A 25,711-nucleotide genomic window follows, 5' to 3' on the forward strand; every position below is an offset into this window, starting at 1 on the left:
CCCTGCCCGGCCCGAGGCTGTGCTGCCCGCGCCCCGACAGGCCCCTGGCCCCGCACCCCGCGGGCTTGCCGGGCCCGTCCGGGCCCCAGGGCGGCCGGGCCGGCGGCCCGGCGCCCGCCCGGGCCGGGGCGCCGTCGCTGCCGGTGGGCCGGAGGCCCCGGCGTGGCTCGTATCGTTCGCGTGGCGTCGGTGGCCGGGGTAGACATGGGGTATGGCCCGAATCCGGGGCCGCACCTGGAGGCCCTCGGGCCGCTGGTTCGCCGTGGCGGGCACCCGCAGTGTCGCTGGTCAGATGTTCGTGCTGCAGGTGCTGATCGTGCTGCTGCTCGTCGTCGCCGCGGCGGTCACCTTGCTGCTCCAGGCGCGGAGCGACAGATTCCAGGCGGCGCGCGACCGCTCGCTCGCCGCTGCCGAGGCGTTCGCCCACGGCCCCGGCATGGTGCAGACGTTGCGCGGGCCGGATCCGAGTGCCGTGCTGCAGCCGTTGTCGCTGGACGCGGCCCGGCAGGGTGGCGTGGACTTCATCGTGGTGATGAACCGGCAGGGCATCCGCTACACCCATCCGGATCCCAAGCTGATCGGCAAGCATTTCGTCGGCACGATCGCCCCGTCGCTGAGCGGCCACACGACGATCGAGGAGGTCAACGGGCCGCTGGGCGAGGAGCTGCAGGTCGTGGTCCCGGTCACGGACAGTGGCCGGGTTGTCGGCATGGTCTCGTCGGGGCTGAAGGTCGCCTCCGTCAGCAGTGCCGTCGATCAGCAGTTGCCGCTCGTCATCGGGGCGGGCGCCGCCGCCCTGGTGCTGGCGACGGCCGGTACGGCCCTGGTCTCGCGGCGGTTGCGGCGTCAGACGCGGGGTCTGGGGCCGGCCGAGATGACCCGGATGTACGACCACCACGACGCCGTTCTGCACGCCGTGCGGGAGGGCGTGGTCATCGTCGGCGGCGACGGCCGGGTGGTGCTGGCCAATGACGAGGCGCGGCGCCTGCTGGACCTGCCCGAGGACGTCGAGGGCCGCGCCGTGGCCTCGCTGGGGCTCGACCCCCGGATGGCGGAACTGCTGCAGTCGCGCCGCGTGGCCAGCGACGAGGTGCTGCCGGTCGGGGACCGGCTGCTGGCGGTCAACAACCGGCCCACGGACCGCGGCGGCGGCCCGCCCGGCAGTGTGGCGACCCTGCGGGACTCCACGGAGCTGCGGGCGCTGGCCGGGCGCGCGGAGGTGGCGCGCAGCCGGTTGCGGCTGCTGTACGACGCGAGTGTGGGCATCGGTACCACGCTGGACGTGCAGCGCACGGCGGAGGAGCTGACGGAGGTGTCCGTGCCGGGCTTCGCCGATTACGTCACCGTCGATCTCGCCGAGCCGGTCCTGCGGGGCGAGGAGCCGAGCGGGGCGGTGCGCGGGGAGGAGGCGGTGGTGCGTCGGGTGGCGCTGGGCGGGGTCACCAGGAACCCGCCGCTGTACAAGGCGGGCCAGCTCGTCACCTTCGCCGGGCCGACCCCGCAGGCGACGGGGTTCGTCAGCGGCAGTCCCGTCCTGGTGGGGGATCTGCAGTCCTCGGAGGGCTGGCGCACGCAGGACCAGGAGCGTACGCAGGCCGTCCTGGACTTCGGTCTGCAGTCGCTGATCACCGTGCCGCTCAAGGCCCGCGGTGTGCTGATGGGCATCGCCAATTTCTGGCGGGGCCGCGACAGCGGGCCCTTCGAGGAGGACGATCTGTCGCTGGCGGAGGAGCTGGCGGCCCGGGCCGCCGTGTGCATCGACAACGCCCGCCGCTACACGCGCGAGCACGCCATGGCCGTCACCTTGCAGCACAGCCTGCTGCCGCGCGCCCTGCCCGAGCAGAACGCCCTCGACGTCGCCTACCGCTACCTGCCGGCCCAGGCGGGGGTGGGCGGCGACTGGTTCGACGTCATTCCCCTGCCGGGCGCCCGGGTGGCCCTGGTCGTCGGGGACGTGGTCGGCCACGGCCTGCACGCGGCGGCGACGATGGGCCGGCTGCGTACGGCCGTGCAGAACTTCTCCGCCCTGGACATCCCGCCGGACGAGCTGCTGGGCCACCTCGACGAGCTGGTCACCCGGATGGACCAGGAGGCCGACGAGGGCGACGGCGACTCCGCGGTGGCCGGTGCCACCTGCCTGGTGGCCATCTACGACCCCTCGACCGGCATGTGTTCCCTGGCCCGGGCCGGCCACCCGCTGCCCGCGCTGGTGCACCCCGACGGCACGGTGGAGTTCCCCGAGATGCCGGCGGGGCCCCCGCTGGGACTGGGCGGCCTGCCGTTCGAGGCGGCCGAGATGCGGCTGCCGCCGGGCAGCAGCCTGGTGCTGTACACGGACGGCCTGATCGAGGACCGCCGCCGCGACATCGACACGGGCCTGCGCATCCTCACCAGCACCCTGGCCGTGGCGGACCGCAGCCCGCAGGACACCTGCGAGGCCGTCCTGGGGGCCCTGCTGCCGGACCGGCAGACCGACGACATCGCCCTGCTGGTGGCCCGCACGTGCCTGATCCCCTCCGAGGACATCGCCGAGTGGGAGCTGCCGGCCGACCCGGCGGTCGTCGGCCGTGCCCGCGGCGACGTCACCCGGCAGTTGGCGCAGTGGGACCTGGAGGAGCTGTCCTTCACCACCGAGCTGATCCTCAGCGAGCTGATCACCAACGCGATCCGGCACGCCTCGGGGCCGATCAGGGTGCGGCTGCTGCGCGACCGCACCCTGATCTGCGAGGTCTCCGACACCAGCAGCACCTCGCCCCACCTGCGCTACGCCGCCGAGGAGGACGAGGGCGGCCGCGGCCTGTTCCTGGTCGCCCAGCTGGCCGACAGGTGGGGCACCCGTTACGTGCCGGGCGGCAAGGTCATCTGGTCGGAGCAGTCCCTGACCGGCGCCGGCCTGGCGGGTCTCGACCTGATGGACGTGTTCTGACCGGCGGGGGAGAGGGGGCGCTCAGCCCCGCGAGGTCACCAGGGCGTCGTTGCGCAGCGGCGGGTCGCCGAGCACGTGCACGCGCCGCAGGTGGCGCGGCGAGCGGCTGGCGAAGGCCTCGCGGCCGTGCAGCAGCGTGTAGTTGTCGGCGACCACGACGTCGCCGGTGCGCCAGGCGTGCGCGTACAGGTGGCGCGCATCGTGCAGGGCGGCCTGCAGGGTGCGGTGGAACTCCGCCAGCTGCTCCTCGGGCACGCCGGAGAACTGCAGCTCGGGGCGGTTCAGGAACGTCTCGCCCGGCGGCACGGGCTCGTTGTAGCGGATGACCGCGTGGCCGGCGGGGGAGGTGGTGACAACGGGGGAGAGGCACTCGCCGGCGTACTGCGAGGCGTCCCGGCTGTAGCGGCCGGTGACCTGCTCCCACAGCCGGCGGTGCGCCGGGTCGGCCGTGCGCAGGACGGCCTCGGTCTGGCAGAAGGTGGTGCGCCCGCCCTCGTGCTCGCCGGGGGCGGCGACGCAGTGGAAGATCTGGAACTCGGCGATCTCCTCGCGGTACATGCCGTCCCAGTGCAGCGGTACGTACCGGTGGTCGAATATGTGGTCGACGGGCTGCTCGTGCTCGACCAGTTCGAGCACCGGCCCGTAGGGCCACATGCCGATCTCGCCCCACCGGGTGCAGTACTCGGTGAGCTCCTCGGCGTCGCGCGGGCCGGCGAAGCCGCGCAGGAGCAGCAGGTGGTGGGCGCGGGCCAGTTCGCGCAGCCGCTCCACGGGCAGGTCGGTGACGCGGGCGTCCGGCGTCGTGGCGTCGATGCGGACGCCGAACGGCTCCAGGGGGACGAGCGGGTGGCCGGCGATCCGTTCGCCGGCTGCGGCAGTGGTCATGGGATGTCCTCGGGTCGGGGGCGGGGGTGCGGTCCGCTCAGGCGGCGGCGACGGCGGCGGGCAGCGCGTAGTGGGCGGGCCGGCCGTCCACGAGCACCGGTTCGGCGCCCAGCTCCTCGGCTTCCTGACGCTTCATCAGGACATAGTCGCCGCCGGCCGTGCGCAGCGCCACGCTGTGCCAAGGGGTGAGCCAGTTGTCGGGGGTGTCCACCAGGTGGATGCCGAGTTTCTCCGCGCCGCACGGCTGCGGGTGGATCGACAGCCGCACGGCGCCGGGGAAGCGGTCGCCGAGCAGGTCGCCCCACGCCTTGCTGCGCTGCATGACCGCGTACGCCCGGGTGCGGGCGTCGCGCTGGAGGGCGGCGCGGCTGCCGGTGTACTCGGGGGTGTTGCCGTCCTCGAACAGGAAGCGGGTCATCGCCCGGTACAGGGCGACCTCCTCGCCGGCGCGCACCCGCTCGCGCAGCTGCTCCAGCGGCTCGGCGTACTGCTCGCACAGCACCTCGCGCATCCGGTCGTGGCCGAGCCCGGCCAGCTCGGGGATGTCCTCCAGGTTGAACAGGTCGATCCCGGCGGGCTGCGGCAGGGCGTCGATCAGGTGGCGCATCTCCTGCTGGTAGGCGGTGATGTCCGAGTCGGGGATGCCGACCACGTCGCCGAAGACCCGGCCGTCGGAGCAGATGAGGATCCGTGCACCCGGCGCGTACACCTCGCGGATGCGGCGGGTCAGCCCGGCGAGGAACTCCAGGGCGAGGCGCTCGGCCGTGTCCGGCAGCACGCCGAGCACCTTGGCGGTGTTCGGGGACTTGCCGGGGAAGGCGGGCAGCACGAGGAGTACGGGCTCGCCGGCGGCCACGTACCGCTCCACCTGCGGCAGGTGGGCGTCGCGGCAGGCGGGGCAGGGGCCGCCGGCCGGCGGGCGGGCGTCGTGCGCCGACGCCGTGCGCTGGTGCCGCAGCACCAGCTCCATGACGCGCTGTGCGGTGCGTCTGACGTCGGTGTCGTCCATCGTGTCGTCGTCCTTCCGGTTCGGTGCGGTCTTCCGGTTCGGTGCAATGACCTGCCATCCTGGCAAGAGCTGGAACTTTCAAGTAATCCCATCGATCCATAGGATGCGGTTATGGACCTGGAAGTTCGCCATCTCAAAGTGGTCTGCGCGATAGCCGAGGCCGGCAGCATCACCCGGGCGGCCGCCGCGCTGGGCGTCTCCCAGCCGAGCCTGGCCGCACAGATCCGGCGCATCGAACGCCTCCTGGGCGGCGCGCTGTTCGTCCGCTCGCGGCAGGGCGCCGCCCCCACCGCGCTGGGGGAGTTCGTGCTCGCCCGGGCCCGCTCGGTGCTGCCCGGCATCGAGGCGATCCAGCGCGAGTCCGCGCTGCACGCCGGTTCCACCAGCGGCCGCCGGCCCCTGCGGTACGTCGCCACGCCCGGCCCGCTCGCGGTCGGCCTGGTGCGCGAGTTGCAGGATCTCTTCCCCGGCTCCCGGCCCACCCTGCGCACCGAGGCGAGCCTGGCCACCGCGGCCGCGCTGGTCGCCAGCGGCCAGCAGGACCTCGCCACCGGCACCGAGTTCCTGCGCCCCGGCGCCGAACTCCCCGCCGACCTCGGCCGGGTGACCGTCGCCGTCGAACCCGCCTTCGTCCTGCTGCCCGCCACCCACCCGCTGGCCGCCCGCCCCGTCGTCGACCTCGCCGACCTCGCCGACGCCGACTGGACGCTGCCCGCCAACCAGGGCAACGGGCTCTTCGAGGTCTTCAGCGAGGCCTGCGCCCGGGCGGGCTTCACCCCGGCCGTCCGGCACGACGCCGAGGCCGGCGCCGCCCGCGAACTCATCGCCGACGGCCAGGCCGTGGGCCTGGGACAGGCCACCTTCCGCGGTACGCCCGGCGTCGTGCCCCGGCCGCTCGCCGGCACACCCCTGCGCATCCGCCACCTCCTGCTGTGGCACCGGCGCGGCGCCCTCGGCGACCACGCGCCCGCCGTCGCCGCCCGGGCCGACCGGGTCTACGCCGCCGCCGTGCGGCGCAGCCCGCACTACCTCGACTGGCTGGCCGAGAACCCCTCAGTGGTCCGCTGACCGTACGCCGGGCCCGGCCGGGGCCCCGGTGTCGGCGAGGTCCGCCACGGCGGCCAGCACCCTCGGCCAGGCCGGCGAGCGCGGGTCGATCGGCGCGAAGTGGCCGGCGCCGGGCAGCTCCTCCAGCGTCACCGCGTCGCCCAGCCGCCGCGCCCGGGCCGCGTACGCCCGGCTCATCGCCAGCGGCACCTGCGCGTCCGCGGTGCCGTGCAGCAGCCGCGCGCGCACCCCGGCCGGCAGCAGCCACCCGGGATCGGCCAGGGCGTAGCGCTGCGGCACCCGCGCGGGCGCACCGCCCAGCAGGGCCCGCACCGCGCCGCCGTCGAGGTCCCACAGGGCGGCCAGCCCCAGCGACGTACAGCCCGCCAGGCACAGCACGCCGGCGCCGGCCGGGGGCCGGTGCCAGCGCGAGCGGACGGGCAGCCGGTGCCGGGCGGCGGCCCACAGCACCAGGTGGCCGCCCGCCGAGTGCCCGGCCCACACCTGCCGGGCGGGATCGGCGCCGTACCGCAGGGCCAGGGGCCCCACCGCGTCCGTGGCGGCCGCGATGTCGTCGAACGTGCCGGGCCAGCCGCCGCCCGCGCCGGTGCGGCGGTACTCCGGCACCACCACCATGTAGCCGCGCGAGGCCAGCGCGTGCGCCATGGGCCGCAGGTGCCGGCGGTCGTACGCGGCCCGCCAGAACCCGCCGTGCACCACCAGGACCACCGGGGCGCGCGCCCGCGGCGCCGGCCACACCTCCACCACGTGTTCCCCGTGCCTCCCGTAGCGCTCGGTGCACGGCGGCGGCAGTGCCGGCCTGGTGAGCACGTCCCGGCCCATGGCGCACCATCCCCCGTCGTACGGCAGCGAGTCCGGCACCGACCCGGCCATCGTCGCACCGGCCCGGCGCGACGGTAAGCCCCGCAAGCCGGAGGAAACCGCGGGCAATTGGAGAAGTGGTGCGAGTGGCCCAGGTGCTACCTTCCGGAGTTGCACGGCTTTTTGTTCGCTTGTTCCTTCTTCCTTTCAGGAGACATGCCCGCATGAGCGCCCCTGCCACCGAACCCGTCCGCATCCTCGCGATATCCGGGAGCCTGCGTGCGGCGTCCGTGAACACCGCTGTTCTGCGCGCCGCCGCCGCGCTGGCCGGCACCGACGCCAAGGTGGAGATCTGGGACGGCCTGGCCGCCGTCCAGCCGTTCAACGAGGACCACGAGGCCGAACCCGGTTCCGGCGTACGGGAGCTGCGCGCGGCCGTCGAGGCCGCCGACGCCCTGCTGTTCGCCACCCCCGAATACAACTCCTCCCTGCCGGGCCAGCTGAAGAACGCCCTCGACTGGGCCTCCCGCCCCTACGGCGCCTCCGTCCTGGGCGGCCGCACGGCGGCCGTCATCGGCGCGAGCCCCAGCGCCTTCGGTGCCAAGTGGTCCCAGGCCGAGCTGCGCAAGGTCCTCACCAACTCCGGTGTCGAGGTCGTCGGCGAGGAGCTGTGCGTCGCCCGGGCCCACGAGGCCCTCGGCGAGGACGGCCTGCCCGTGGACGAGGAGCTGCGCGCCGCGCTCACCGGCGTCGTCACCGCCCTTGTCGAGAAGGTGCGCGCCGACCGGGCCGCGTGACGCCGCACCCACCCGTGACCGGCCGGTCCGTGCCCCGGGGGTGCGGGCCGGCCGTCGTGCGCGATGGCGCGATCCTTTCGGTCGGCCCCAGAGCTTGACCGGTTCGTCGCACGCCGTAACCGGCGCGGTGGGACCATCGTCCGGTCGTCGCGCCGGAGCACGAGCCGTGCGCGCGGCGCGATCCGGCGGCATGCGCGAGTGTACGGGGAGTCGAAGTGACACTGGACCGGGCGACCGTCATCTCCGAGTGGCTGCTGCCCGCCGCCGTCTGCGCCCCCGTCACCTGGGTGTGTCTGGTCTCCCGCTTCCGCGAGGAGGGACGGCTGCTGGGCACCGCCCGCTCGTCCGCGCTGGCCCTGTGCGTGGTGCTGTGGACCTCCGGCATGGCCGCCCTGGCCAGCGGCCTGCTGCTGCCGCACGCCTCCAGCGTGCCGCCGCTGGCCGTCGGCGCCGTCACCGGCTGGGGCGTCCTGCCGCGCGGCCGCGGCGAGCAGAACGGCAGCCGCGCCGCCCTGGCCGTGCTGACCCTCGGCAACTCCCTGCTGCTGCACCAGCTCGCGCTGCGGCTGCGCGCCGACCGCGCCGCCTGGTGCGAGCGCCTGGCCGGCGGCTTCCGCGACTGCTGGGACCTCGACGCCTTCGCCGGCGACGTCCGCCGGCACCTGCTGCTGAGGGTGGACGTGCCCGGACGCACCGGTCGTGGCCGCACCCACCTCAGGCGGGAGATCAACCAGCGGTACCAGGACGTGCGGGGCGCGGCCCAGAAGTGGATCACCCTGGAGACGAAGGTGGAGAAGGCCTGCCAGCAGCAGGGGCGCGGGCCGCACCGCGAGGAGCTGCGCCAGGTGCGGCGGGCGTTCGGCGAGGCCGAGCAGTACCTGTGGTACCTGCTGGAGCTCGAGCACGCGCACGGCAAGCGCGACGGAGCCGCCCGGCTGGAGGCGCTCAAGCAGCGCTACCTGCCGGAGCCGGAGGGGGAGCAGGAGCCGGAGCGCCGGATCGGCCCGCAGCCGCCCGCAGCGGCAAGCGCTCCCCGGGAGGCGACCCCGGCACCGGGAGCCGGCGGGCGCGCCCCGTAGAGGCGGTGCCACCCCTGGATCCCGTCTGCGAGCGCGTCGTGGCTTGTCGCGCAGTTCCCCGCGCCCCTACGGGGCGCACCCGCGGGGCACTCAGCGGTGGGGGGAGCGGGCGTAGGGGAGTGCCGGGGACGACTGCGGAGTATGCCGCGCCGGGGATTCCCCGGCCGGGCCCTCGGCCGGCCGCGGGGCGGCGTCCAGGAAGGTGATCTCGACTCTCGCGTCCAGGGATTCGGCGACGGCGGCGAGCGAGCGCAGGGTGAGGTTCTCGTCGCCGGAGAGGATCTGGCTGACGCGGCCGGGCGAGACGCCCATGCGGTCGGCCAGGTCCTTGCGGGTCATCTCGCGTTCGGCCAGCAGCCCGGCCAGCGACGCCGTGGTGCGGCGGGCCAGCCGGGCTCCGGCCTCCTGTGCCGCGTGACCGCTCTCGGTGCTCTTCCGCCAGGCCATGACCGCCCCCACCCGTCCGCCGTTGCCGTCGTGCGCGCCCCTGACGGGCCGGTGGGCGCGCACCCTTGGGATGTCCCTGGGTGCAGCATGCCACCTTTAGCCCTGACTAAAAGCCGGATGGGGGACGAAGAACCGGCCCTCCTCATGAGGAGGATCCCCTTCCTCGGCCGGTGACCTGGGCATAAGAGGTTGACGGCAACTTTCGGCCAGATCCCGGGAATTCACCCCGGCGGCGGCGTCGCGCCGGGGCGCACGCGCCGGTGACGAGGAGTCTTCTCAACCCCCGGCCCCGCCCCTACCATGCGGAGCGCTCCGAGTCCCACGGGCCCGGGAGGGCCCGGTGGATTGTCATGCGCATGGCTTCGTTTGGGTGTGACGCGCCGTCCGCCCGGGCCTGCCGCACGCAGGGCGCCCACCGGCCGCCGCTTCCTCCCGCCGCCCGCATCGCACCAGGTCCCGCCGCCCGCCCCCACCGCTCGGGGGACGCCGTGCGCACTTCACGGGCGGCAGACCGGAATTCGTCCCTCCCACGGGTCCCGCGCGGCCCCGTGGACAACCGATTGGAGCACCATGCCCACCGGCCTGCTCACCGCCGGCGCGATCGCCGCGTTACTGGCGACGCCGCTGTCGACGAACGCCCCCTCCTCGGTCATCACCAACCCGCCGCCGGACAAGATCGTCATCGAGGTCGCCACCGTCAACGGCTCGGGCTGCCCGGCCGGGACCGCCGCCGTCGCGGTCTCGCCCGACAACACGGCCTTCACCGTGACCTACAGCGACTACCTCGCCCAGGTCGGCGTGGGCTCCAAGCCCACCGACTTCCGCAAGAACTGCCAGCTCAGCCTGAACGTGCACGTCCCCCAGGGCTTCACCTACGCCATCGCCAGCGCCGACTACCGCGGCTACGCCCAGCTCCAGGGCGGCGCCTACGGCACGGAGAAGGCCTCGTACTACTTCCAGGGGTCTCCCGTGACGACCCCGAGCAGCCACACCTTCCGCGGCTCCTACTCCGACAACTGGCAGGCCACCGACTCCGTGCCCATCGCCTCGCTGGTCTGGGCGCCCTGCGGCGAGCTGCGCAACTTCAACATCAACACCGAGCTGCGGGTCAACGCCGGCACCTCCGACCCCTCGAAGACCACCAGCTTCATGACCATGGACTCCACGGACGGCAGCATCAACACGATCTACCACCTGGCCTGGAAGGAATGCCCCAGATCCTCCTGAGGGCCCGCCCGGGCGCGGGGCCGGCCCCGCGCCCGGGCACGTGGCCTCGCTCACAGCGACTTTGTGGCGGAAACCACCCGCCCCACCTGCCCCTATCGCTCTCTGTGACCATAATGTCACCCATAGGGTATAGACCTGTGGCGGAAACCGAGCGACTGTTGGGGGATTCCACCCCTCGACCGCCCCAGAGCCCGATGCCTGCTTTCAGCCGCGACACCGTGAGTCCCGAGCCGGTGCCCGCCCCTCGGGGACTCGTCGGCCGGCCGGACCGCGCAGCCCCCTGGTGCCTGCACGACCCCGCCGCCTCCTGGCCCGTCCACCGCACCCCGCCCTCCGCGGCCCTCGCCCTGCCCCCCGTCCCCGGCTCCGTGGCGGCCGCCCGCCGCTTCAGCAACCGCCTGCTGGCCGAATGGGGCCTGGCCGAGCTGGCCGCCGACGCCGCACTGCTGCTGTCCGAGCTGGTCACCAACGCCATCGTGCACGTGCCCCCCGGCTGCGGCGACGTCCGGCTGGTCATCGGCCGCACCCCCCGCCACCTGCTCGCCCAGGTCACCGACGCCGGCGGCTGCCTGCCGATCTGCTCCGAGGCCGGCCCCGACAGCGAGGGCGGGCGCGGCATGTGGCTCGTCGAGCAGATCGCCGCCGCGTGGGGCCACCACGCCAGCGCCGGCGGCAAGACCGTCTGGTTCACCCTTCCCCTCCCGGGCACCGCACCCACCGGCTAGCCGCCCGCAGGCTGCGCGCCGGGCGGTTTCGGAGAGAACATGGAAGGCGTTGCGGCACGACGGCGAGGAAGGGAATCCGAGGAGCCGGCCGGGCGGACCGGCACGAGGCCGCCGCACCACCCCGAGCGGGCGGAAGGAAGACCTCGCATGGGCACCACCGACGCATTCCGGCGGGACACGGGCCGGGCGGCCAGCCCGTACGAGCCCGGCGGCCTGCTCGACGTGCTCGGCGTGGCCGCGGTGGTCCTCGACCAGGACGGCCGGATCACCCTGTGGAGCCCGCAGGCGGAAGACCTCTTCGGCTGGACGCCGGCCGAGGCGCTGGGGCAGTACGCGGCCCGGCTCATGGTCGACGAGGAGCACGTCGACGAGGTGCTCGACCTCTTCGTGAAGGTGATGAGCGGCGGCGGCATCTGGGCGGGCACCTTCCCCGTGCGGTGCAAGGACGGCAGCAGGCGCCTGCTGGAGTTCCGCAACATGCGCCTGGAGGACAAGGACGGCGGCGTCTACGCCCTGGGCATCGCCACCGACCGCGCCGTCCTGCGCGACGTCGAGCGCGACCTGGCCCTGTCGCTGCGGCTGGTGGACCAGTCCCCGATCGGCCTGGCGGTCCTCGACACCGAGCTGCGCTTCGTCCTGGTCAACCCGGCCCTCGAACAGATGCAGGGCCTGCCCGCCCGGTCGCACATCGGCCGGACCGTGACCGAGGCCATGCCCTTCCTCAACACGCAGGAGGTCGAGGCGAACATGCGCAGGGTCCTGGCGACGGGCACCCCGATGCTGGACATGTTCCACCAGGGGCCCGTCGCCGACCCCGCCCTCGGCATCCGCACCCGCCTGGTCTCCTTCTACCGGCTGGACGACCCCGCCGGCCGCCCGCTGGGCGTCGCGGCCTCCGTCGTCGACGTCACCGACCGCCAGCGGGCCGCCGACGAGGCGCGGCGCCGGCTCGCCCTGATCGCCGACGCCTCCGTCCTGATCGGCACCACCTTGGACCTCGACCAGACCGCCCGCGAACTCGCCGAGGTCGTCGTGCCGAGCCTGGCCGACGTCGCCGCCGTCGACGTCCTCGACACCGCCCTGCACCTGGGCACCGCACACGCCGACGACCCCGGCACGGCCGTCTTCCGGGCCCTGGCCGTCGCCTCCGCCGACTCGGACGACGCCGTACGCGCCGCCGACCCGCCGGGGGACATCGCCCAGTACGACGCCGACCGACTGGTCACCCGGTGCGTGCGCACCGCCCGGCCCGTGCACCTGCCCCGCGTCACCGCCGAGGACCTGCCCCGCATCGCCCGCGACGAGCAGGCCGCCGAGCTGCTGGGCCGCGCCGGGCTGCACTCGTACATGGCCGTGCCGCTCATCGCCCGCGGCGAGGTGCTCGGCGCCCTGGACCTCAAGCGCACCAGCAACCCCGAGCCCTTCGACGAGGACGACGTGGTGCTCGCCGGCGAGCTCGCCGCCCGGGCGGCGGTGTGCATCGACAACGCCCGCTGGTACCAGCGCGAGCGCGCCACCGCCCTGACCCTCCAGCGCAGCCTGCTGCCCCAGCGGCCGACGGACCTGGTGGGCCTGGAGGTCGCCTACCGCTACCAGCCCGCCGGGTCGGCCGGCCAGGTCGGCGGCGACTGGTTCGACGTGATCGCCCAGGGCGGCACCGAGAGCGCGCTGGTCGTGGGCGACGTCATGGGCAGCGGCATCACCGCCGCCGCGGCCATGGGGCAGCTGCGCACCGCGGCCCGCACCCTCACCGGGCTGGGCCTGGACCCCGCCCAGGTGCTGCACCACCTCGACCGCACCGCCAGTGGTCTCGACCAGACGATCGCCACCTGTGTCTACGCCGTCTTCAACCTCGGCCGCTCCTGCTTCCGCGTCGCCAACGCCGGCCACCTGCCCCCGGTGATCGTCCGCCCCGGCCGGCACCCCCAGCTGCTGGAGCTGCCCACCGGCGCCCCGCTGGGCGTGGGCGGCGTGCCCTTCGAGACCGTCGAGGTCCCCCTCGCCCCCGGTGACCGCCTGGTCCTCTACACCGACGGCCTGGTGGAGACCCGCGACGAGGCCATCGACGACCGCCTGCAGGTCCTGGCCGACCTCCTCGCCGACGCCCCCGGGGACCTGGAGGCCACCTGCGACCTGCTGCTCACCGAGCTCCGCGAGGACGACGCCCAGGACGACGTCGCCCTCCTCGTCGCCCGGGTGCGCCCCGCGGAGAGCTGAGCTCCGCGCGGTCCGGGCCGTCCGGTGGGCGGGCCGTATAGTGGGAAGCGCCCTTGACCTGCACCAACGCAGGCAGGGAGCCGAGAATCCCGGAGTGCCGATGTACCGCACCATGATGAAGTCCAAGATCCACCGCGCCACGGTGACGCAGGCCGACCTGCACTACGTGGGATCGGTGACCGTCGACGCCGACCTGATGGACGCCGCCGACCTGCTGCCCGGCGAGAAGGTCGACATCGTCGACATCAACAACGGGGCGCGCCTGTCGACCTACGTCATCGCCGGTCCGCGCGGTTCCGGCGTCATCGGCATCAACGGCGCCGCCGCCCGCCTGATCAGCCCCGGCGACCTGGTCATCCTCATCGCCTACGGCACCATGGACGACGCCGAGGCCCGCACCTTCACCCCGCGGGTCGTCTTCGTCGACGAGCACAACGCCGTCGCCGACCTCGGCGGCGACCCCGCCGCCGTACCCGAGGGCTCCGGGCTGCTGCGCGGCGACCGCGTGGCGGGCTGACCGCCCGCCCCGCCGCCGCGGCCGCCCGTCAGACGGCCACACCCGCCGCCCGGGCGATCGCCCGGGCGGTCAGCGCGCCGGCCGCCAGCACCCGCGGGTCCGTGCTCGGCAGGCAGCGGTCCGTCGCCGGGTCGTACGCGGCCATGACCGGACCCGCGTGGTCGGCGTCCACCTCCTCCAGCGAGGCCGGCCAGCGACCCACCGACAGCGCGTCGCGCAGCTGCCGGGAGCAGGCCACGTCCATCAGCGGGTCCGCGGTGCCGTGCACCAGGCTCACCGGCACCGGCAGCGGAAGGCCCGGGCCCTGGCTCGCGAGGTCCGCCAGCGGCGCGATCCCCGTCGTGCGGGCGGGCAGGTCGTAGCGGGAGGCGATGCCCACCACGGCGGCCGGCCGCCAGCCGCCGGTCACCTCCGGGCGCAGGGCCAGGCCCAGCGCCGCGGGGGCGCCCGCCGACCAGCCGGCCACCACCATGCGCTCGGGGTCCCCGCCGAGCGCCGCCGCGCGGGTACGGGCGAACTCCAGCGAACCCAGCAGGTGCGCCCGGCCGCCGTCCGGCTCGTCCGAACGCCAGTCGGGCACCAGGACCAGCAGGCCCAGGGCCGCCACCGCCTCGGCCAGCGGCCGCAGCAGGTGGCGTTCGTCGGGGGTTATGCCGTGCCAGAGCAGGGCGGTGGGCAGCTTCTGCCCGCCCGCCGCGGGCCGGAGGATGTCGACGAGCTTGCCGTTCTGCGCGGTGGCGAACTCGTAGTGCACATCGGAGCGTACGGTCACGGCGGCCCTTCCCACTGATCTGATGGTCCGAAAGGACCGTATCAACCGCCCCCGCTCACACCCTTTCCGCAGGTACGCCCGCGTCGGCCGGCTGCCGCGGGGCACGCGGCAGCGCGGCGAACGCGGTGGCCACCCGCACCAGCCACGCCGTCTCCGCCGCCAGGTCGGTCCGCGCCGCGTGCCCCGCGTCCTCCTCCGCCCGGGCGGCCGCGGCCGCCCGGCCCTGCGACCGGCGTTCCAGTGCAGTGCGGGTGCGCACCGCCTCCACATGGGCGCGCAGCGCCTCACCGCTCAGCCCGGCGGCCCGGCCCTCGCGGCCGGCCCGCTCCTCGTCCTCCGGGCCGGCGAACGCCCGCAGGGCCAGCTGGCCGTCGCGGATCTCGATGACCCGGCGGTAGAGCCGGAACTCCAGCTGCCCGAACGCCAGCCGGTCGGCCAGGGCGCCGCGCGGCGGCGTGAGGGCGATCGTGGGCACGGCCCCGTGGAGCGCGGCCCACAGCGGGTACAGCCGCCGGTGACGGTGGTAGGCGCGCAGCCAGTTGCCCACCGCGGCCACCCGCGGCCCCCACCCCGGAAGCGTCCAGCCCACCAGGGTGAGCGCCGATCCCACGTCGCCGCACAGCCAGGCGACGTCCTCCCAGGCGCGCAGGTCGAAGTGGAAGACCGTGCCCAGGACGTTCCCGGCCCGCACGGCGCCGTAGCCCAGGCAGATGAACGCCCCGGCCGCCGTCACGCGCAGCCCGCGCCGCAGCCAGGTGCGCCCGGCGACCTTCGCGTACCGCCGGCACACCCGGCATACGTTCGCTTCGCCGACCAGATAGACGGCGATGTACAAGGAGAGGTACGCGACGTAATAGGGGTCGTGCACGTAATAGAGCGTGAAGTCCTTCACCCTCTGGTCGGTGGGCGTCAGCAGGCAGAACAAGGTGATCAGCGCCGCCACCGCGGCCGCGCACGCGCCCAGTTGCCACCGCGCCACCCGCCGCGCCTCCTCCGGCGGGCGGGCCCAGTACGTCAGGACCACCTGCTGGCCGAAGACGAGCGAGAGCACACAGCACTGCGCGAGGACGGCCGCCATGTTCGGCACGCCCGTGATCCGGTCGACCTGCACCCACACCGGGGGCAGCGAGACGAAGAAACTCATGCCGGACAGCGCGAACACCGCGCACAGGGCGAGCAGCGCCGGATCCCGGGGATCCTTTCGCAGGGCACGTACTTTATAGAAAAGGCCGCACCAGGCGGCCAGGGCTCCGAGGGAGTGCAATACGGTGACCATGCCGCTCACCCCTCGTCCTGGTGCGTGCCGCGCAGCGAGCGGTCGAGCCGCTCGACGGTGGCGGCCGCCTCGCTGGGCACGCTCCAGTTGCGTTCCAGGGGCTTGCGGTTGGCCTCCTGGAGGATCAGCGACGCGACCATCTCGGCCTCCTGCTCCTCGGCCGAGGTGTAGTACGTGCGCTGCAGGACGCCCTGGACCATGCGGGGATCCAGGTTGGGCAGCAGGAGCCGGGCGGTCTCCGCGCCCATGACGGCGTTCTCCTTGTGCCCGCAGACGACGTGGCCCAGTTCATGGGCGATGATGTGTTCCTGGTGCAGCGGACTGGTATCGCGTTCGTAGAAGATGTAGTCGACATCCGGTGCGGATATCCACAATCCGCAGGGCCCGTCGGCGGGGAGCCGGACGGCCTCCAGATGAATGGGGCGACCATGCCGGTCGGCAACCCGGCGGCACAGTTCCCAGACGTCGAACGGCGATGGAATGTCCAGGCCGCGAACCAGCTCCAGACTTCGCTGGTGCAACCTCTTGAAATTCACGGGATTCCCGTAACTAGGCGCTTCTTTCCGGGGGACTCGTCCGGTTCGTCGGAAGGCCTTCCAACTCGCGGACACGCTCGATCACTTCATTGATCGAGTGCAGGCTCTCGGGGGACAGCCCGGCCGCGCGGAGTGCGACGCGCTGCACTTGGGTGTCCCGCAGAGCCACCAGCAGCCGGAGGTCGGCGTTGACGGCCTCCGTCACCTGGTCGTCGAAGAAATAGGCCGGAGGTACGCCGAAGAATTTCGCCAGTGCCTCGACGTGACGAAGCGTCGGATTGTTGCGCTGCCCCTTGCGCAGCAGCCAGATGTAACTGCCGGAAATGGGCACGCCTCCAGCGGTGATCTCGCGTGCCACTTCTTCCGTGGTGTACGGCTCCCGGCCGGCCGGTACCACCGTCCGGAAGAGGTGGTTGAGCTTGTCGGCCAGGGTGTTCTCCGCGGACTCGGCCGTGGCGTCGGAGTCGTTCATGATCGCACCTCCCTCCCGCGGTCAATCTAGCTTACGGGTGCCGGGAGCGGTCCATACGGCCGCGCGTACCGGTCGCGACGACCTGGCCGGCGCCGCCCGCGCCCGCCCCGCGGAGCCGGCGCCGCCGGCCCTCCGAACAATCCCGGTTGACAGGCCGTGGGCTCGCTGCCTAGCGTCCTGGGTGTCGACGGATCGACTGGTGTTGGACGCGGCTCCCAGGAGCGATCCACGCCAGTTGGACGGAGCGGGCTTCCAGACACCCGCCCCGTCCGAGTGCGCGATCCGCCGGCGGCCGGAGGTCCTGCTGGAGGGGGTGTGCTCATGACGGTCGTGCAGCCGCGGGAGCACCGTGCCACTGGACGGACCACCGGCCCCACCGGCCGGCCGCGAGCCGCTCGTCTACGGGGGGATGAGCGGAACGCGGTCGGGCCGGGGGGAGTCGCGGGTCTGCCGTGCCCGCCCCGGCGGCCGGGGCGGACATCCGGCCGGGCCGCCTGCCGCTCACACAGGCGGCCCGGCCACCCGCGGCCACTCGCCGCCGGGAGGCGGCCATGACCACCGCCGTACGTGCCGGAGCCATCGACTTCACCCTGCTGGGACCGGTCGCCGCCCGCGTCGGCGGACGACCCGTCACCGTCACCGGGCGCAGGCAGCGCGTCGTGCTGGCCCTGCTCGTCCTCGCCCGCGGCCGCGTCGTCCCGGTGCGCACCCTGATCGACGCCGTGTGGGGCGACCGGCCGCCCCTGGCCGCGCGCGCCGCCGTCACCCGCTCGGTCCTCGCCCTGCGCAAGGCCTTCCGCGACGCCGGCCACACCGGCCCCCTCATCGTCGCCACCCGGCCCGGCTACCGGCTGCTCCCCGGACGGAGCGGCATCCACGACGACGTGTGCGCCTTCGAGGCCCTGGTCGCCGCCGCCGAGGAGGCCGCGGCCCAGGAGGAGTTCGAGGAGGCCGCCACCTTGTACATCCGCGCGCTCGCCCTGTGGCGCGGACCGGCGCTGGACGGCGTCGGCGGCCCCGCCACGGAGATGGCGGCCGCCGACCTCGGCGCCCGCCGCACCGAGACCTGCCGCGCCCTGCTGGGCGTGGGGGAGAGCCAGTTCGAGGCCGGCTTCGTCGACGAGGCCGAGACCACGTTCCAGGCCGCCCTGTGCGCGGCCGAAGCACTCGACGACCCGCTGCCGGCGGCCGAGGCCAACCTGGCGCTGGGCCGCCTGTGCGGGACGTTCCACCGCACGGTCCGGGCCGGCCGCCACTTGGCTGCCGCCCAGCGCGCCTTCCGCCGGGCCGGCCTGGAGGCCACCCTGCCGGCCCCGACGCCCGGCACGCCGCCCCTCCTCGACCTGATCCCCCGCCAGCCCGGCCGCATCCGAGGCTCGGCCCCCGACCGCGGCCGCTAGCGCCTCTCCGGCGGATCTTCGCCAAGCGGCACCACGGCGCCCCGAAGCTGTGCCCGGACCCCGGGATGGCACGTCGACTGCGGGCCGTCGGTGGCCGATCGCGCAGTTCCCCGCGCCCCTACGGGGCGCGCCCTAGGGCGTGTCCGGTGGATCGCGCAGCGCCCCGTCAGGGGCGCGGGGAACTGCGCGACAAGCCACGACGCGCCCGCAGGCGAAGAGCCGTGCTTCGCCCGGCATGCGCCGGTGGCGTGTCGCCTGCGTGTCGTCGGTGGCCGATCGCGCCCACGCGGCGGCAGCCGCAGATCGACACTGCCCCGCGCCCCTTCGGGGCGCTGCCCGAGCCGCCGGACAGGCACTCGGGCCCGGCCCGGGCGGACGGCGCGACGCCACCGCCGTGGGCACCGACTCAGCCGGTCGCGGGCTGCCGGTCGAGCTCCCGCGCCGTCGGGTACGACGGCTGCGCGCCCGGTCGGGTCACGGCCGCCGCCCCCACCCGTACCGCGTACCGCGCCGCCTCCTCCAGGGACGCACCGCCCGCCAGCCGTACCGCCAGCGCCCCGGTGAACGCGTCCCCCGCCCCCGTCGTGTCGACCACCTCGGCCGGCACGCCCGGCACCCGTACCGGGCGGCGCCCGTCGGCACCCAGCACCAGCGCCCCCTCGGCGCCCAGCGTCACGACCACCGACCGCGCCCCGCAGTGCCGCAGCGCCGCGGCCCACTCCTCGGCCGTGTTCCCTTCGCCCTGCGACAGTTGCCGCGCCTCGTGCTCGTTGACGACCAGCGGATCGGCCACCGCCAGGACCTGCTCGTCGATGCGTTCCGGCGCCGGTGAGGGGTTGAACACCACCCGCGCGCCCTCCTCCGCCGCCACCGTGGCCGCGGCCCGTACCGTCCGCGCCGGTACCTCCAGCTGCAGCGAGACCACCGCCGACGCGGCCACCAGGGCGCGGGCCGCCGTCACGTCGGCGGGGGACAGGCGCGCGTTCGCGCCCGGGGAGACCACGATGGCGTTGTCGCCGTCCGGCCCGACCACGATCGTCGCGGTGCCGGTGCGCGCCCCGCGCTCGACCAGGACGTGCCGTACGTCCGTACCGGCCCGGCGCTGGGCGTCCAGCAACAGCTGCCCGTAGGCGTCGTCGCCGACCCGGGCCAGCAGGGCCGTGCGGGCCCCCAGCCGGGCCGCCGCGGCCGCCTGGTTGGCGCCCTTGCCGCCCGCCGACTCGACGAGATCGCCGCCGGTGACGGTCTCGCCGGGGCCCGGCCGCCGGTCCACCCGCACCGTCAGATCGGCGTTGGCGGAGCCCACCACCAGTACGTCGTAATCAGGCACTGTTCCTCCGTCCCGCACGCTCCTGACCTCGCCAGTCTGCCCGCATCGCCGACGTGGCATTCAGGTGACGGCCGTCACGCACAGGCATCAGCGCTCCCAGGAGCGTAGCTGTGCGTGAGGAAAACGGAGCTCCGAGTCGCGAACGTGTCCGACCGGGGTCATGCTGGGACGACCGTGGCCGACACCGGCCGGCCCGGCCCCGCCGCCACCCGTCACCGGGCGAAGGGCGAGGGCGAACCGCACCCCGAGACGGGGTCCCGGCCGGCAGGCACTCCTTGACGCACGAGCGAGGGGACGAGTGTGACCATGGCTGACACACCACTGCGACCGCGCGGGCGCCACCGCGACGCCCCCGACACCGACGGTGTCTTCCTGCGCCTGATCACCATGCCCACCGGCCCCGAACGCGACCGGCTGCGGCACGAGGTGATCGCGGCCTGGCTGCCCATGGCCGAACGCGTCAGCCTGCGCTTCCGCAAGTGCGGCGAGAGCCCCGCGGACCTGCGGCAGGTGGCCGCCCTCGCCCTCGTCCACGCCGTCGACCGCTTCGACCCCCGGCTCGGCTACGCCTTCGAGTCCTTCGCCATCCCCACCATCAGCGGCGAGCTCAAACGCCACGTCCGCGACCACGTGTGGGCCCTGCACATCCCGCGCCGCGACCAGGAGCTGCGGGCAGCGGTGCGGGCCGCGCGCACCCGCCTCGAACAGGACGGCACCGGCACCGAGATCACCACGGCCCGCCTCGTGGCGGAGACCGGCCTCACCGAGGACGAGGTGCGGCGCGGCCTGGACGCCGACGGCGTCCACCACACCCTCTCGCTCGACCACCCCGTCGCCGGCACCGACGAGCTGCCGCTCGCCGACACCCTCGGCCGCGCCGACCGGGCGCTGGAGCTGGTCATCGACCGCCAGGCCCTCAAACCGCTGCTGGACACCCTCTCCGAGCGCGAGCGCTACGTCCTGTACTGGCGGTTCTTCGGCAACCTCACCCAGAAGCAGATCGGCGCCCGCCTGGGCGTCTCCCAGATGCAGATCTCCCGCATCCTCAGCCGCACCTGCGCGCGCCTGCGCCGGCAACTGCTGGCGGCGGCCTGAGCAGCGGCCCGTCACGGAAGAAAAGGCACACGATGACCACGTCGCACCACACCCACCTCACCCCCGACCTGCCACCGCTCGTCGACGTCCCCGACCTGCCCGGCGCCTCGTGCGGCGACCGCGGCGACCGCGGCGACGGGGACGGCGAGGGCGGTGAGGGCGGCGGGAGCGGATCCCGCCCGGCCGTACGGTCCGCGGCCGCCCGCCCGGCGGCCCCCGGAAACGGCAGTGGCGCCCATCAGGAGGGGGATGGGCGCCACAAGCGCGCGAAGGAGGGGTCCGGCGGCTGACTGCGACCCCGCCCCGCGCGGTACGCGTCCGGCTGTGACGCGTGCTGGGGGTGCTGCCTCGCTCCGACCGGTCAGCCGGCGATGCAGGTGTTGCCGAAGGTCGGGTTCAGCAGGGCGATGAGGTCGATCGAGTTCCCGCAGAGGTTGATCGGCACGTGGATCGGGACCTGGATGACGTTGCCCGAGATGACGCCCGGGGAGCCGACGGCCGCACCCTGCGCGCCGGAGTCGGCGGAGGCGACGCCGGCGACGCCGGTCACTGCAGTGCCGACGGCGGCGGTCAGGACGGCTGCCTTGGCGATACGCGACATGGCTAAACCTTTCTAAGGGGTGTTGAGAGGCAATTGTGGCCGCCGTTTCAGTAGGAGTTGGCCGAAAAAGGGATCGACTGCATGCAATTAACCCGGAAAGATCAATAAGTCCGATGTAATGGTCCGGAATCCGGTTTGGAGTTGCCGGGCCCACCTGCGTACAGTTTCCTGGGAGATTTTTCGGACAAGCGGACTGGGAAACGACAGCGGTCATGACCGTCACTGAAGAGAAGAACGACGGTGCGGGCCACCTGTCGGACGCGGCACACCCCACCACCCCGGGCATAGACCCCCAGCGCATGGCGATCTGCCTCGCCGTGCTGGAGGAGCTCGACGCGCTGCCGCTGGACCACCCCGACGCCATCGCCGTCCGGCGCGCCACCTCCGGCATCTACCGCACGGTCAAGCAGCGCCGCCGCCAGGAGCGCCGCGCCGCCAAGACCGCCCACGACAAGGCCGTCACCGAGGCCACCGCCACCGGCTCCGCCGAGCGTATCGACGACGAGACGCAGGGCCTGCTGCCCAGCTCCAGCGCGGTCGGCGAGATCGCCGGCATCCTGCAGCGCCCGCGCTCCTGCTACATCTGCAAGGCTCGCTACGTCGAGGTCGACGCCTTCTACCACCAGCTCTGCCGCGACTGCGCCGCCGAGAACCGCGCCCGGCGCGACGCCAGCGCCGACCTCACCGGCCGGCGCGCCCTGCTCACCGGCGGCCGCGCCAAGATCGGCATGTACATCGCGCTGCGCCTGCTGCGCGACGGCGCGCACACCACCATCACCACCCGCTTCCCCAACGACGCCATCCGGCGCTTCAAGGCGATGCCGGACAGCGACGAGTGGATCCACCGCCTGAAGGTCGTCGGCATCGACCTGCGCGACCCGGCCCAGGTCGTCGCCCTCGCCGACTCCGTCGCCGCGGAGGGCCCCCTCGACATCCTGATCAACAACGCCGCCCAGACCGTGCGCCGTTCCCCGCGCGCCTACAGCGAGCTGATCGCCGCCGAGTCCGCCCCCCTGCCGGCCGGCGCCCTGCCCGCAGCCGAGGTCATCGGCGCCTTCGGCAGCGGCGCCGTCGACGCGGTCGCGGCCCTGCCCGGCCCGCGGGGCGACGGCATGACCGCCCAGGACGTCACCGACCTGGCCCTCGTCGCCGGCTCGGCGTCCCTCGCCCGCGTCGCGGCCGGCACGGCCATCGATGCCGGCGGCCTGGTGCCGGACCTCGACTCCACCAACAGCTGGATCCAGACCGTCTCCGAGGTCGACCCCGTCGAGCTCCTCGAAGTCCAGCTGTGCAACTCCACGGCGCCGTTCATCCTCATCAGCCGCCTCCGCCCGGCCATGGCGGCCTCCCCGGCCCGGCGCAAGTACGTCGTCAACGTCTCCGCCATGGAAGGCGTCTTCAGCCGCGGCTACAAGGGCGCCGGCCACCCGCACACCAACATGGCCAAGGCGGCCCTGAACATGCTCACGCGCACCAGCGCGCAGGAGATGTTCGAGGCCGACAACATCCTGATGACCAGCGTCGACACGGGCTGGATCACCGACGAACGCCCCCACCCCGACAAGATCCGCCTCGCCGCCGCCGGCTTCCACGCCCCCCTCGACCTCATCGACGGCGCGGCCCGCGTCTACGACCCGATCGTGCGCGGCGAGGAGGGCGAGGACCTGTACGGGTGCTTCCTGAAGGACTACCGCAAGGCCAACTGGTAGGAGTTCAGGCCAGTACGCGCCGCACCCACTCCACCGCCCCCGCCGGGTCGCGGCAAACCGGTATCCCCTCCGGGGCCGGTGGGCGGCGGACCATGACGACCGGGATGCCCGCCTCGCGCGCCGCCGCCAGCTTCGGGGCCGTCGCCGTCGCGCCGCTGTCCTTCGTCACCAGGACGTCGACGGCGTACCGGGCGAGGAGTTCGCGCTCTCCTTCGAGGGTGAACGGCCCCCGGTCCAGGAGGACCTCGGTGCGGGGCGGCACCGGGGGCTCGGGGGCGTCCACGGAGCGGACCAGGAACCACTTATCCTCAAGGTGCGCGAAGGCGCCCAGGCCCATCCGGCCCGTGGTCAGGAACACCCGCTCGCCCAGGGCGGGCAGCGTCCGGGCCGCGTCGGCCAGGGAAGCGACGTCGTGCCAGTCGTCGCCCGGCTGCGCCGTCCAGCCGGGGCGGCGCAGCGCCAGCAGGGGTACGCCGGTCGCGGCGGCGGCCCGGGCCGCGTTGTAACTGATCGTGCCGGCGAAGGGATGGGTGGCGTCGATGAGCGCGGCGACGTGCTGCTCGCGCAGCCAGTGGGCGAGGCCTTCGGGACCGCCGAAGCCCCCGATCCGTACCTCCCCCGCCGGGAGCCGGGGTGCGGCGACGCGTCCGGCCAGCGAGCTGGTGACGCGCAGGGCGGGGTCGGCGGCGAGGTGGGCCGCCAGGCGGCGGGCCTCGGTGGTGCCGCCCAGGACGAGGATGTGGCGCTCGGCGCCGCTCACGGCGGGGTCGTCCTTCCGTCGGTGTCCGGTGCTCGCCCCAGCGTACGTGCGGGGTCGTTCATGAGTGCTCCCGCGTCCGCCGGCGGGCGTTCCGCGCAGTTGCAGCACACCGGTATGCGGCACGGCTGGACGACGGGCGCCTGTGCCACGGCGGCCACCACGGCCGCGTACACCGCGTTGCTGACCGGCGACTTCCCGGACCCGGTGGGCATCACCCTGCCCAAGGGCCAGACGCCGGCGTTCGCGCTGGCCGCCGAGCGGCTGGAGGCGGACGGCCGCAGTGCGATGGCGGGGATAGTCAAGGACGCGGGCGACGACCCGGACGTCACGCACGGCGCACTGGTGCGTGCCACGGTGCGGCTGCTGCCGCCCGGCTCGGGGGTGGTCTTCCGGGCCGGTCCGGGCGTGGGCACGGTGACCCGGCCGGGGCTGCCGCTGGAGGTCGGGGAGCCGGCCATCAACCCCGTGCCGCGCTCGATGATGCGCGACCACGTCGCCGAGGTGGCGGCGCGGCACGGCGGCACGGGCGACGTGGAGATCGAGGTGTCGGTCGATCACGGCGAGGAGATCGCCCGCTCGACGTGGAACCCCCGCCTGGGCATCCTGGGCGGCATCTCCATCCTGGGGACGACCGGCATCGTCGTGCCGTATTCGTGTTCGGCGTGGATCGACAGCATCCGCCGCGGCGTGGACGTCGCCCGGGCCGCGGGCCGCCGGCACGTGGCGGGGTGTACGGGGTCGACGTCGGAGAAGGTCGCGGTGGCGGTGCACGGGCTGCCGGAGGACGCCCTGCTGGACATGGGGGACTTCGCGGGGGCGGTGCTGAAGTACATCCGCCGGCATCCGGTGGACCGGCTGACGATCGCCGGCGGGTTCGCGAAGCTGTCGAAGCTGGCGGCCGGGCATCTGGACCTGCATTCGTCGCGCTCGCAGGTGAACAAGGAGTTCCTGGCGCAGCTCGCCCGCCACGGCGGCGCCGACGAGGCGCTGGCCGCGGCGGTGACCTGTGCCAACACGGGCCTGGAGGCCCTGCAGCTGTGCGCGGCGCGGGGCGTGCCGCTGGGCGACCTGGTGGCCGCGGCGGCGCGCGAGGAGGCGCTGGGGGTGCTGCGCGGGGCGCCGGTCGCGGTCGACGTCCTGTGCATCGACCGCGCCGGCACGATCGTGGGCCGCGCGGACGCCAGGGGTCCGCGCGGCGGTTGAGGACGGGTCAGTCCCGCGTGAGCGGTTCCTGGAGTTCGGTCACGCAGCGCGCCGGGTCGGCCGGGTCGTACTCCAGGTACAGCTCGCGCGCGTAGCCCGCCGAGCGGTAGCCGTTCGCGTCCATCCAGCGCGCCAGCGTCTGGAAGGTGGGCAGGCAGTCGTCCATCAGGCCGTGGTGGACGATGGTGGCCGCCTCGGGCAGGGCCGGCAGGTCGGTGACGGTGAAGCCGTCGCCCCGCGTGTCCGGCGCCACCGGCATCGCGGCGCGCACGATGATCCCCTCGCTGTCCGGCGCGTCCTCGTACAGGGCGATGCCCGGTCCCGTCGTCTCGACGCCGGCCGCCTCCAGCCGGCGGCACAGCTCGGCGAAGAGCGGTTCGGCCACGGGGGAGATGTCGTGCGGCTCGTAGCTCGCGGCCGGGGCGCTCAGTTCGGCGACCCGTACCGCGGGCACGCTCTTGACGACCACGTCGTCGCTGCTCATGTGACCCTCGCTCTCGATGGTGCGGAGCCTCGCCTCGACCTGGCCGAGCCGGGTCGTGGCCGCGTCGACGGCCGCCGCCAGTTCGGCCCGGCGCAGCCGCAGCATGCCGCGCAGTTCCTCGGTGCCGACCTCCTCGTCGACGATCGTCAGCACCTGGTGCAGCGTGAAGCCGAGGTCCTTGAGGGCGATGATGCGGTTGAGGCGGGAGAGCTGGCCGGCCGCGTAGTACCGGTAGCCGCTGTGCGGGTCGGTACGGGCGGGGCGCAGCAGTCCTATGGTGTCGTAGTGGCGCAGCATGCGCACGGACACCCGGCCGTGGCGGGCGAAGTCTCCGATGGTGAACATGGTGGGATCACTGCACCGCCTGACACGGTG

25 protein-coding genes are annotated in these 25,711 nt (G+C 74.2%); 13 read left to right on the plus strand and 12 right to left on the minus strand.

Translation table 11 applies throughout. The annotated features are described in order from the left end of the window. The first annotated feature begins 211 nt into the window (after nucleotides 1-211). Nucleotides 212-2,926, plus strand: a complete 2,715-nt coding sequence (locus ABD361_RS17355) for a SpoIIE family protein phosphatase (RefSeq protein WP_425583238.1) — start codon at nucleotides 212-214, stop codon at nucleotides 2,924-2,926. A 21-nt stretch (nucleotides 2,927-2,947) separates the two neighbouring features. On the opposite strand, the gene ABD361_RS17360 is transcribed toward ABD361_RS17355, so the two are convergent. Both ABD361_RS17360 and ABD361_RS17365 read right to left on the minus strand, forming a co-directional pair. After that, nucleotides 2,948-3,811, minus strand: a complete 864-nt coding sequence (locus tag ABD361_RS17360; RefSeq protein ID WP_344436251.1) for a TauD/TfdA dioxygenase family protein — start codon at nucleotides 3,809-3,811, stop codon at nucleotides 2,948-2,950. Between the two features lie 37 nt (nucleotides 3,812-3,848). After that, on the minus strand, nucleotides 3,849-4,820 hold the full coding sequence (locus tag ABD361_RS17365; RefSeq protein WP_344436252.1) for an L-tyrosine/L-tryptophan isonitrile synthase family protein: 972 nt from the start codon (nucleotides 4,818-4,820) through the stop codon (nucleotides 3,849-3,851). Nucleotides 4,821-4,931: 111 nt separating this feature from the next. Here ABD361_RS17365 and ABD361_RS17370 point away from each other — a divergent pair, with 111 nt between their 5' ends. Next, nucleotides 4,932-5,888, plus strand: a complete 957-nt coding sequence (locus tag ABD361_RS17370) for a LysR family transcriptional regulator (protein WP_344436253.1) — start codon at nucleotides 4,932-4,934, stop codon at nucleotides 5,886-5,888. Here ABD361_RS17370 and ABD361_RS17375 read toward each other — a convergent pair. Further along, a complete protein-coding gene (locus tag ABD361_RS17375) occupies nucleotides 5,874-6,761 on the minus strand; it encodes an alpha/beta hydrolase family protein (RefSeq protein WP_344436255.1) in 888 nt (295 codons plus the stop codon). The two genes, ABD361_RS17370 and ABD361_RS17375, sit on opposite strands and share 15 nt — an antisense overlap. 152 nt (nucleotides 6,762-6,913) lie before the next feature. On the opposite strand from ABD361_RS17375, the gene ABD361_RS17380 reads away from it, so the two are divergent. Further along, entirely contained in the window at nucleotides 6,914-7,486 is a 573-nt protein-coding gene (locus ABD361_RS17380; protein ID WP_344436256.1) for an NADPH-dependent FMN reductase, read from the plus strand. Nucleotides 7,487-7,701: 215 nt separating this feature from the next. Continuing rightward, nucleotides 7,702-8,565, plus strand: a complete 864-nt coding sequence (locus ABD361_RS17385; protein WP_344436257.1) for a hypothetical protein — start codon at nucleotides 7,702-7,704, stop codon at nucleotides 8,563-8,565. Between the two features lie 90 nt (nucleotides 8,566-8,655). Here ABD361_RS17385 and ABD361_RS17390 read toward each other — a convergent pair whose 3' ends face one another. Beyond that, entirely contained in the window at nucleotides 8,656-9,075 is a 420-nt protein-coding gene (locus ABD361_RS17390; protein WP_344436258.1) for a helix-turn-helix domain-containing protein, read from the minus strand. Between the two features lie 507 nt (nucleotides 9,076-9,582). Here ABD361_RS17390 and ABD361_RS17395 point away from each other — a divergent pair. From ABD361_RS17395 to panD, 4 genes are all read left to right on the plus strand, one after another. Next, entirely contained in the window at nucleotides 9,583-10,239 is a 657-nt protein-coding gene (locus tag ABD361_RS17395) for a DUF4360 domain-containing protein (RefSeq protein WP_344436259.1), read from the plus strand. Between the two features lie 218 nt (nucleotides 10,240-10,457). Further along, nucleotides 10,458-10,964: an ATP-binding protein gene (locus ABD361_RS17400; protein ID WP_344436260.1), complete on the plus strand. Its 507-nt coding sequence runs from the start codon at nucleotides 10,458-10,460 to the stop codon at nucleotides 10,962-10,964. 147 nt (nucleotides 10,965-11,111) lie between these two features. Continuing rightward, nucleotides 11,112-13,181 (plus strand): SpoIIE family protein phosphatase, encoded by a 2,070-nt coding sequence (locus tag ABD361_RS17405; protein WP_344436262.1) that lies wholly within the window; start codon nucleotides 11,112-11,114, stop codon nucleotides 13,179-13,181. 100 nt (nucleotides 13,182-13,281) lie between these two features. After that, a complete protein-coding gene (gene panD / locus ABD361_RS17410) occupies nucleotides 13,282-13,698 on the plus strand; it encodes an aspartate 1-decarboxylase (protein WP_344436263.1) in 417 nt (138 codons plus the stop codon). Between the two features lie 28 nt (nucleotides 13,699-13,726). Here panD and ABD361_RS17415 read toward each other — a convergent pair whose 3' ends face one another. The 4 genes from ABD361_RS17415 to ABD361_RS17430 are packed head-to-tail and all read right to left on the minus strand — an operon-like array spanning nucleotide 13,727 to nucleotide 16,754. Continuing rightward, a complete protein-coding gene (locus ABD361_RS17415; protein WP_344436265.1) occupies nucleotides 13,727-14,470 on the minus strand; it encodes an alpha/beta hydrolase family protein in 744 nt (247 codons plus the stop codon). A 55-nt stretch (nucleotides 14,471-14,525) separates the two neighbouring features. After that, nucleotides 14,526-15,746 (minus strand): MAB_1171c family putative transporter, encoded by a 1,221-nt coding sequence (locus ABD361_RS17420; protein WP_344436266.1) that lies wholly within the window; start codon nucleotides 15,744-15,746, stop codon nucleotides 14,526-14,528. Between the two features lie 5 nt (nucleotides 15,747-15,751). Next, nucleotides 15,752-16,267, minus strand: a complete 516-nt coding sequence (locus ABD361_RS17425) for a M48 family metalloprotease (protein WP_344436267.1) — start codon at nucleotides 16,265-16,267, stop codon at nucleotides 15,752-15,754. Between the two features lie 28 nt (nucleotides 16,268-16,295). Then, entirely contained in the window at nucleotides 16,296-16,754 is a 459-nt protein-coding gene (locus ABD361_RS17430; protein WP_344436268.1) for a helix-turn-helix domain-containing protein, read from the minus strand. A gap of 551 nt (nucleotides 16,755-17,305) precedes the next feature. Here ABD361_RS17430 and ABD361_RS17435 point away from each other — a divergent pair. After that, a complete protein-coding gene (locus ABD361_RS17435) occupies nucleotides 17,306-18,154 on the plus strand; it encodes an AfsR/SARP family transcriptional regulator (protein ID WP_344436269.1) in 849 nt (282 codons plus the stop codon). Between the two features lie 406 nt (nucleotides 18,155-18,560). On the opposite strand, the gene ABD361_RS17440 is transcribed toward ABD361_RS17435, so the two are convergent. Then, nucleotides 18,561-19,484 carry a ribokinase gene (locus tag ABD361_RS17440; RefSeq protein WP_344436270.1) on the minus strand — a complete coding sequence of 308 codons (924 nt, stop codon included), beginning with the start codon at nucleotides 19,482-19,484 and terminating at the stop codon, nucleotides 18,561-18,563. 306 nt (nucleotides 19,485-19,790) lie between these two features. Here ABD361_RS17440 and ABD361_RS17445 point away from each other — a divergent pair, with 306 nt between their 5' ends. Both ABD361_RS17445 and ABD361_RS17450 read left to right on the plus strand, forming a co-directional pair. Next, the gene (locus ABD361_RS17445) at nucleotides 19,791-20,579 is read left to right on the plus strand and encodes a sigma-70 family RNA polymerase sigma factor (protein WP_344436272.1); all 789 of its coding nucleotides are present in this window, start codon (nucleotides 19,791-19,793) and stop codon (nucleotides 20,577-20,579) included. A gap of 32 nt (nucleotides 20,580-20,611) precedes the next feature. Beyond that, a complete protein-coding gene (locus ABD361_RS17450; RefSeq protein ID WP_344436273.1) occupies nucleotides 20,612-20,869 on the plus strand; it encodes a hypothetical protein in 258 nt (85 codons plus the stop codon). A gap of 71 nt (nucleotides 20,870-20,940) precedes the next feature. Here the strand turns inward: ABD361_RS17450 and ABD361_RS17455 are convergent, their stop codons facing one another. After that, complete coding sequence (locus ABD361_RS17455) at nucleotides 20,941-21,180, minus strand: chaplin (RefSeq protein WP_344436274.1); 240 nt, start codon at nucleotides 21,178-21,180, stop codon at nucleotides 20,941-20,943. Nucleotides 21,181-21,392: 212 nt separating this feature from the next. On the opposite strand from ABD361_RS17455, the gene ABD361_RS17460 reads away from it, so the two are divergent. Next, nucleotides 21,393-22,889 carry an SDR family NAD(P)-dependent oxidoreductase gene (locus tag ABD361_RS17460; protein ID WP_425583240.1) on the plus strand — a complete coding sequence of 499 codons (1,497 nt, stop codon included), beginning with the start codon at nucleotides 21,393-21,395 and terminating at the stop codon, nucleotides 22,887-22,889. Between the two features lie 4 nt (nucleotides 22,890-22,893). Here the strand turns inward: ABD361_RS17460 and ABD361_RS17465 are convergent, their stop codons facing one another. Continuing rightward, nucleotides 22,894-23,649, minus strand: a complete 756-nt coding sequence (locus ABD361_RS17465) for a cobalt-precorrin-6A reductase (protein ID WP_344436276.1) — start codon at nucleotides 23,647-23,649, stop codon at nucleotides 22,894-22,896. A 60-nt stretch (nucleotides 23,650-23,709) separates the two neighbouring features. On the opposite strand from ABD361_RS17465, the gene ABD361_RS17470 reads away from it, so the two are divergent. Next, nucleotides 23,710-24,852, plus strand: a complete 1,143-nt coding sequence (locus ABD361_RS17470; protein WP_344436277.1) for a cobalt-precorrin-5B (C(1))-methyltransferase — start codon at nucleotides 23,710-23,712, stop codon at nucleotides 24,850-24,852. A gap of 7 nt (nucleotides 24,853-24,859) precedes the next feature. On the opposite strand, the gene ABD361_RS17475 is transcribed toward ABD361_RS17470, so the two are convergent. Then, nucleotides 24,860-25,681 (minus strand): MerR family transcriptional regulator, encoded by an 822-nt coding sequence (locus ABD361_RS17475; protein ID WP_344436279.1) that lies wholly within the window; start codon nucleotides 25,679-25,681, stop codon nucleotides 24,860-24,862. Nucleotides 25,682-25,711 lie beyond the last annotated feature (30 nt).

This window comes from Streptomyces luteosporeus (genome assembly GCF_039532865.1).
Classification (GTDB): domain Bacteria; phylum Actinomycetota; class Actinomycetes; order Streptomycetales; family Streptomycetaceae; genus Streptomyces; species Streptomyces luteosporeus.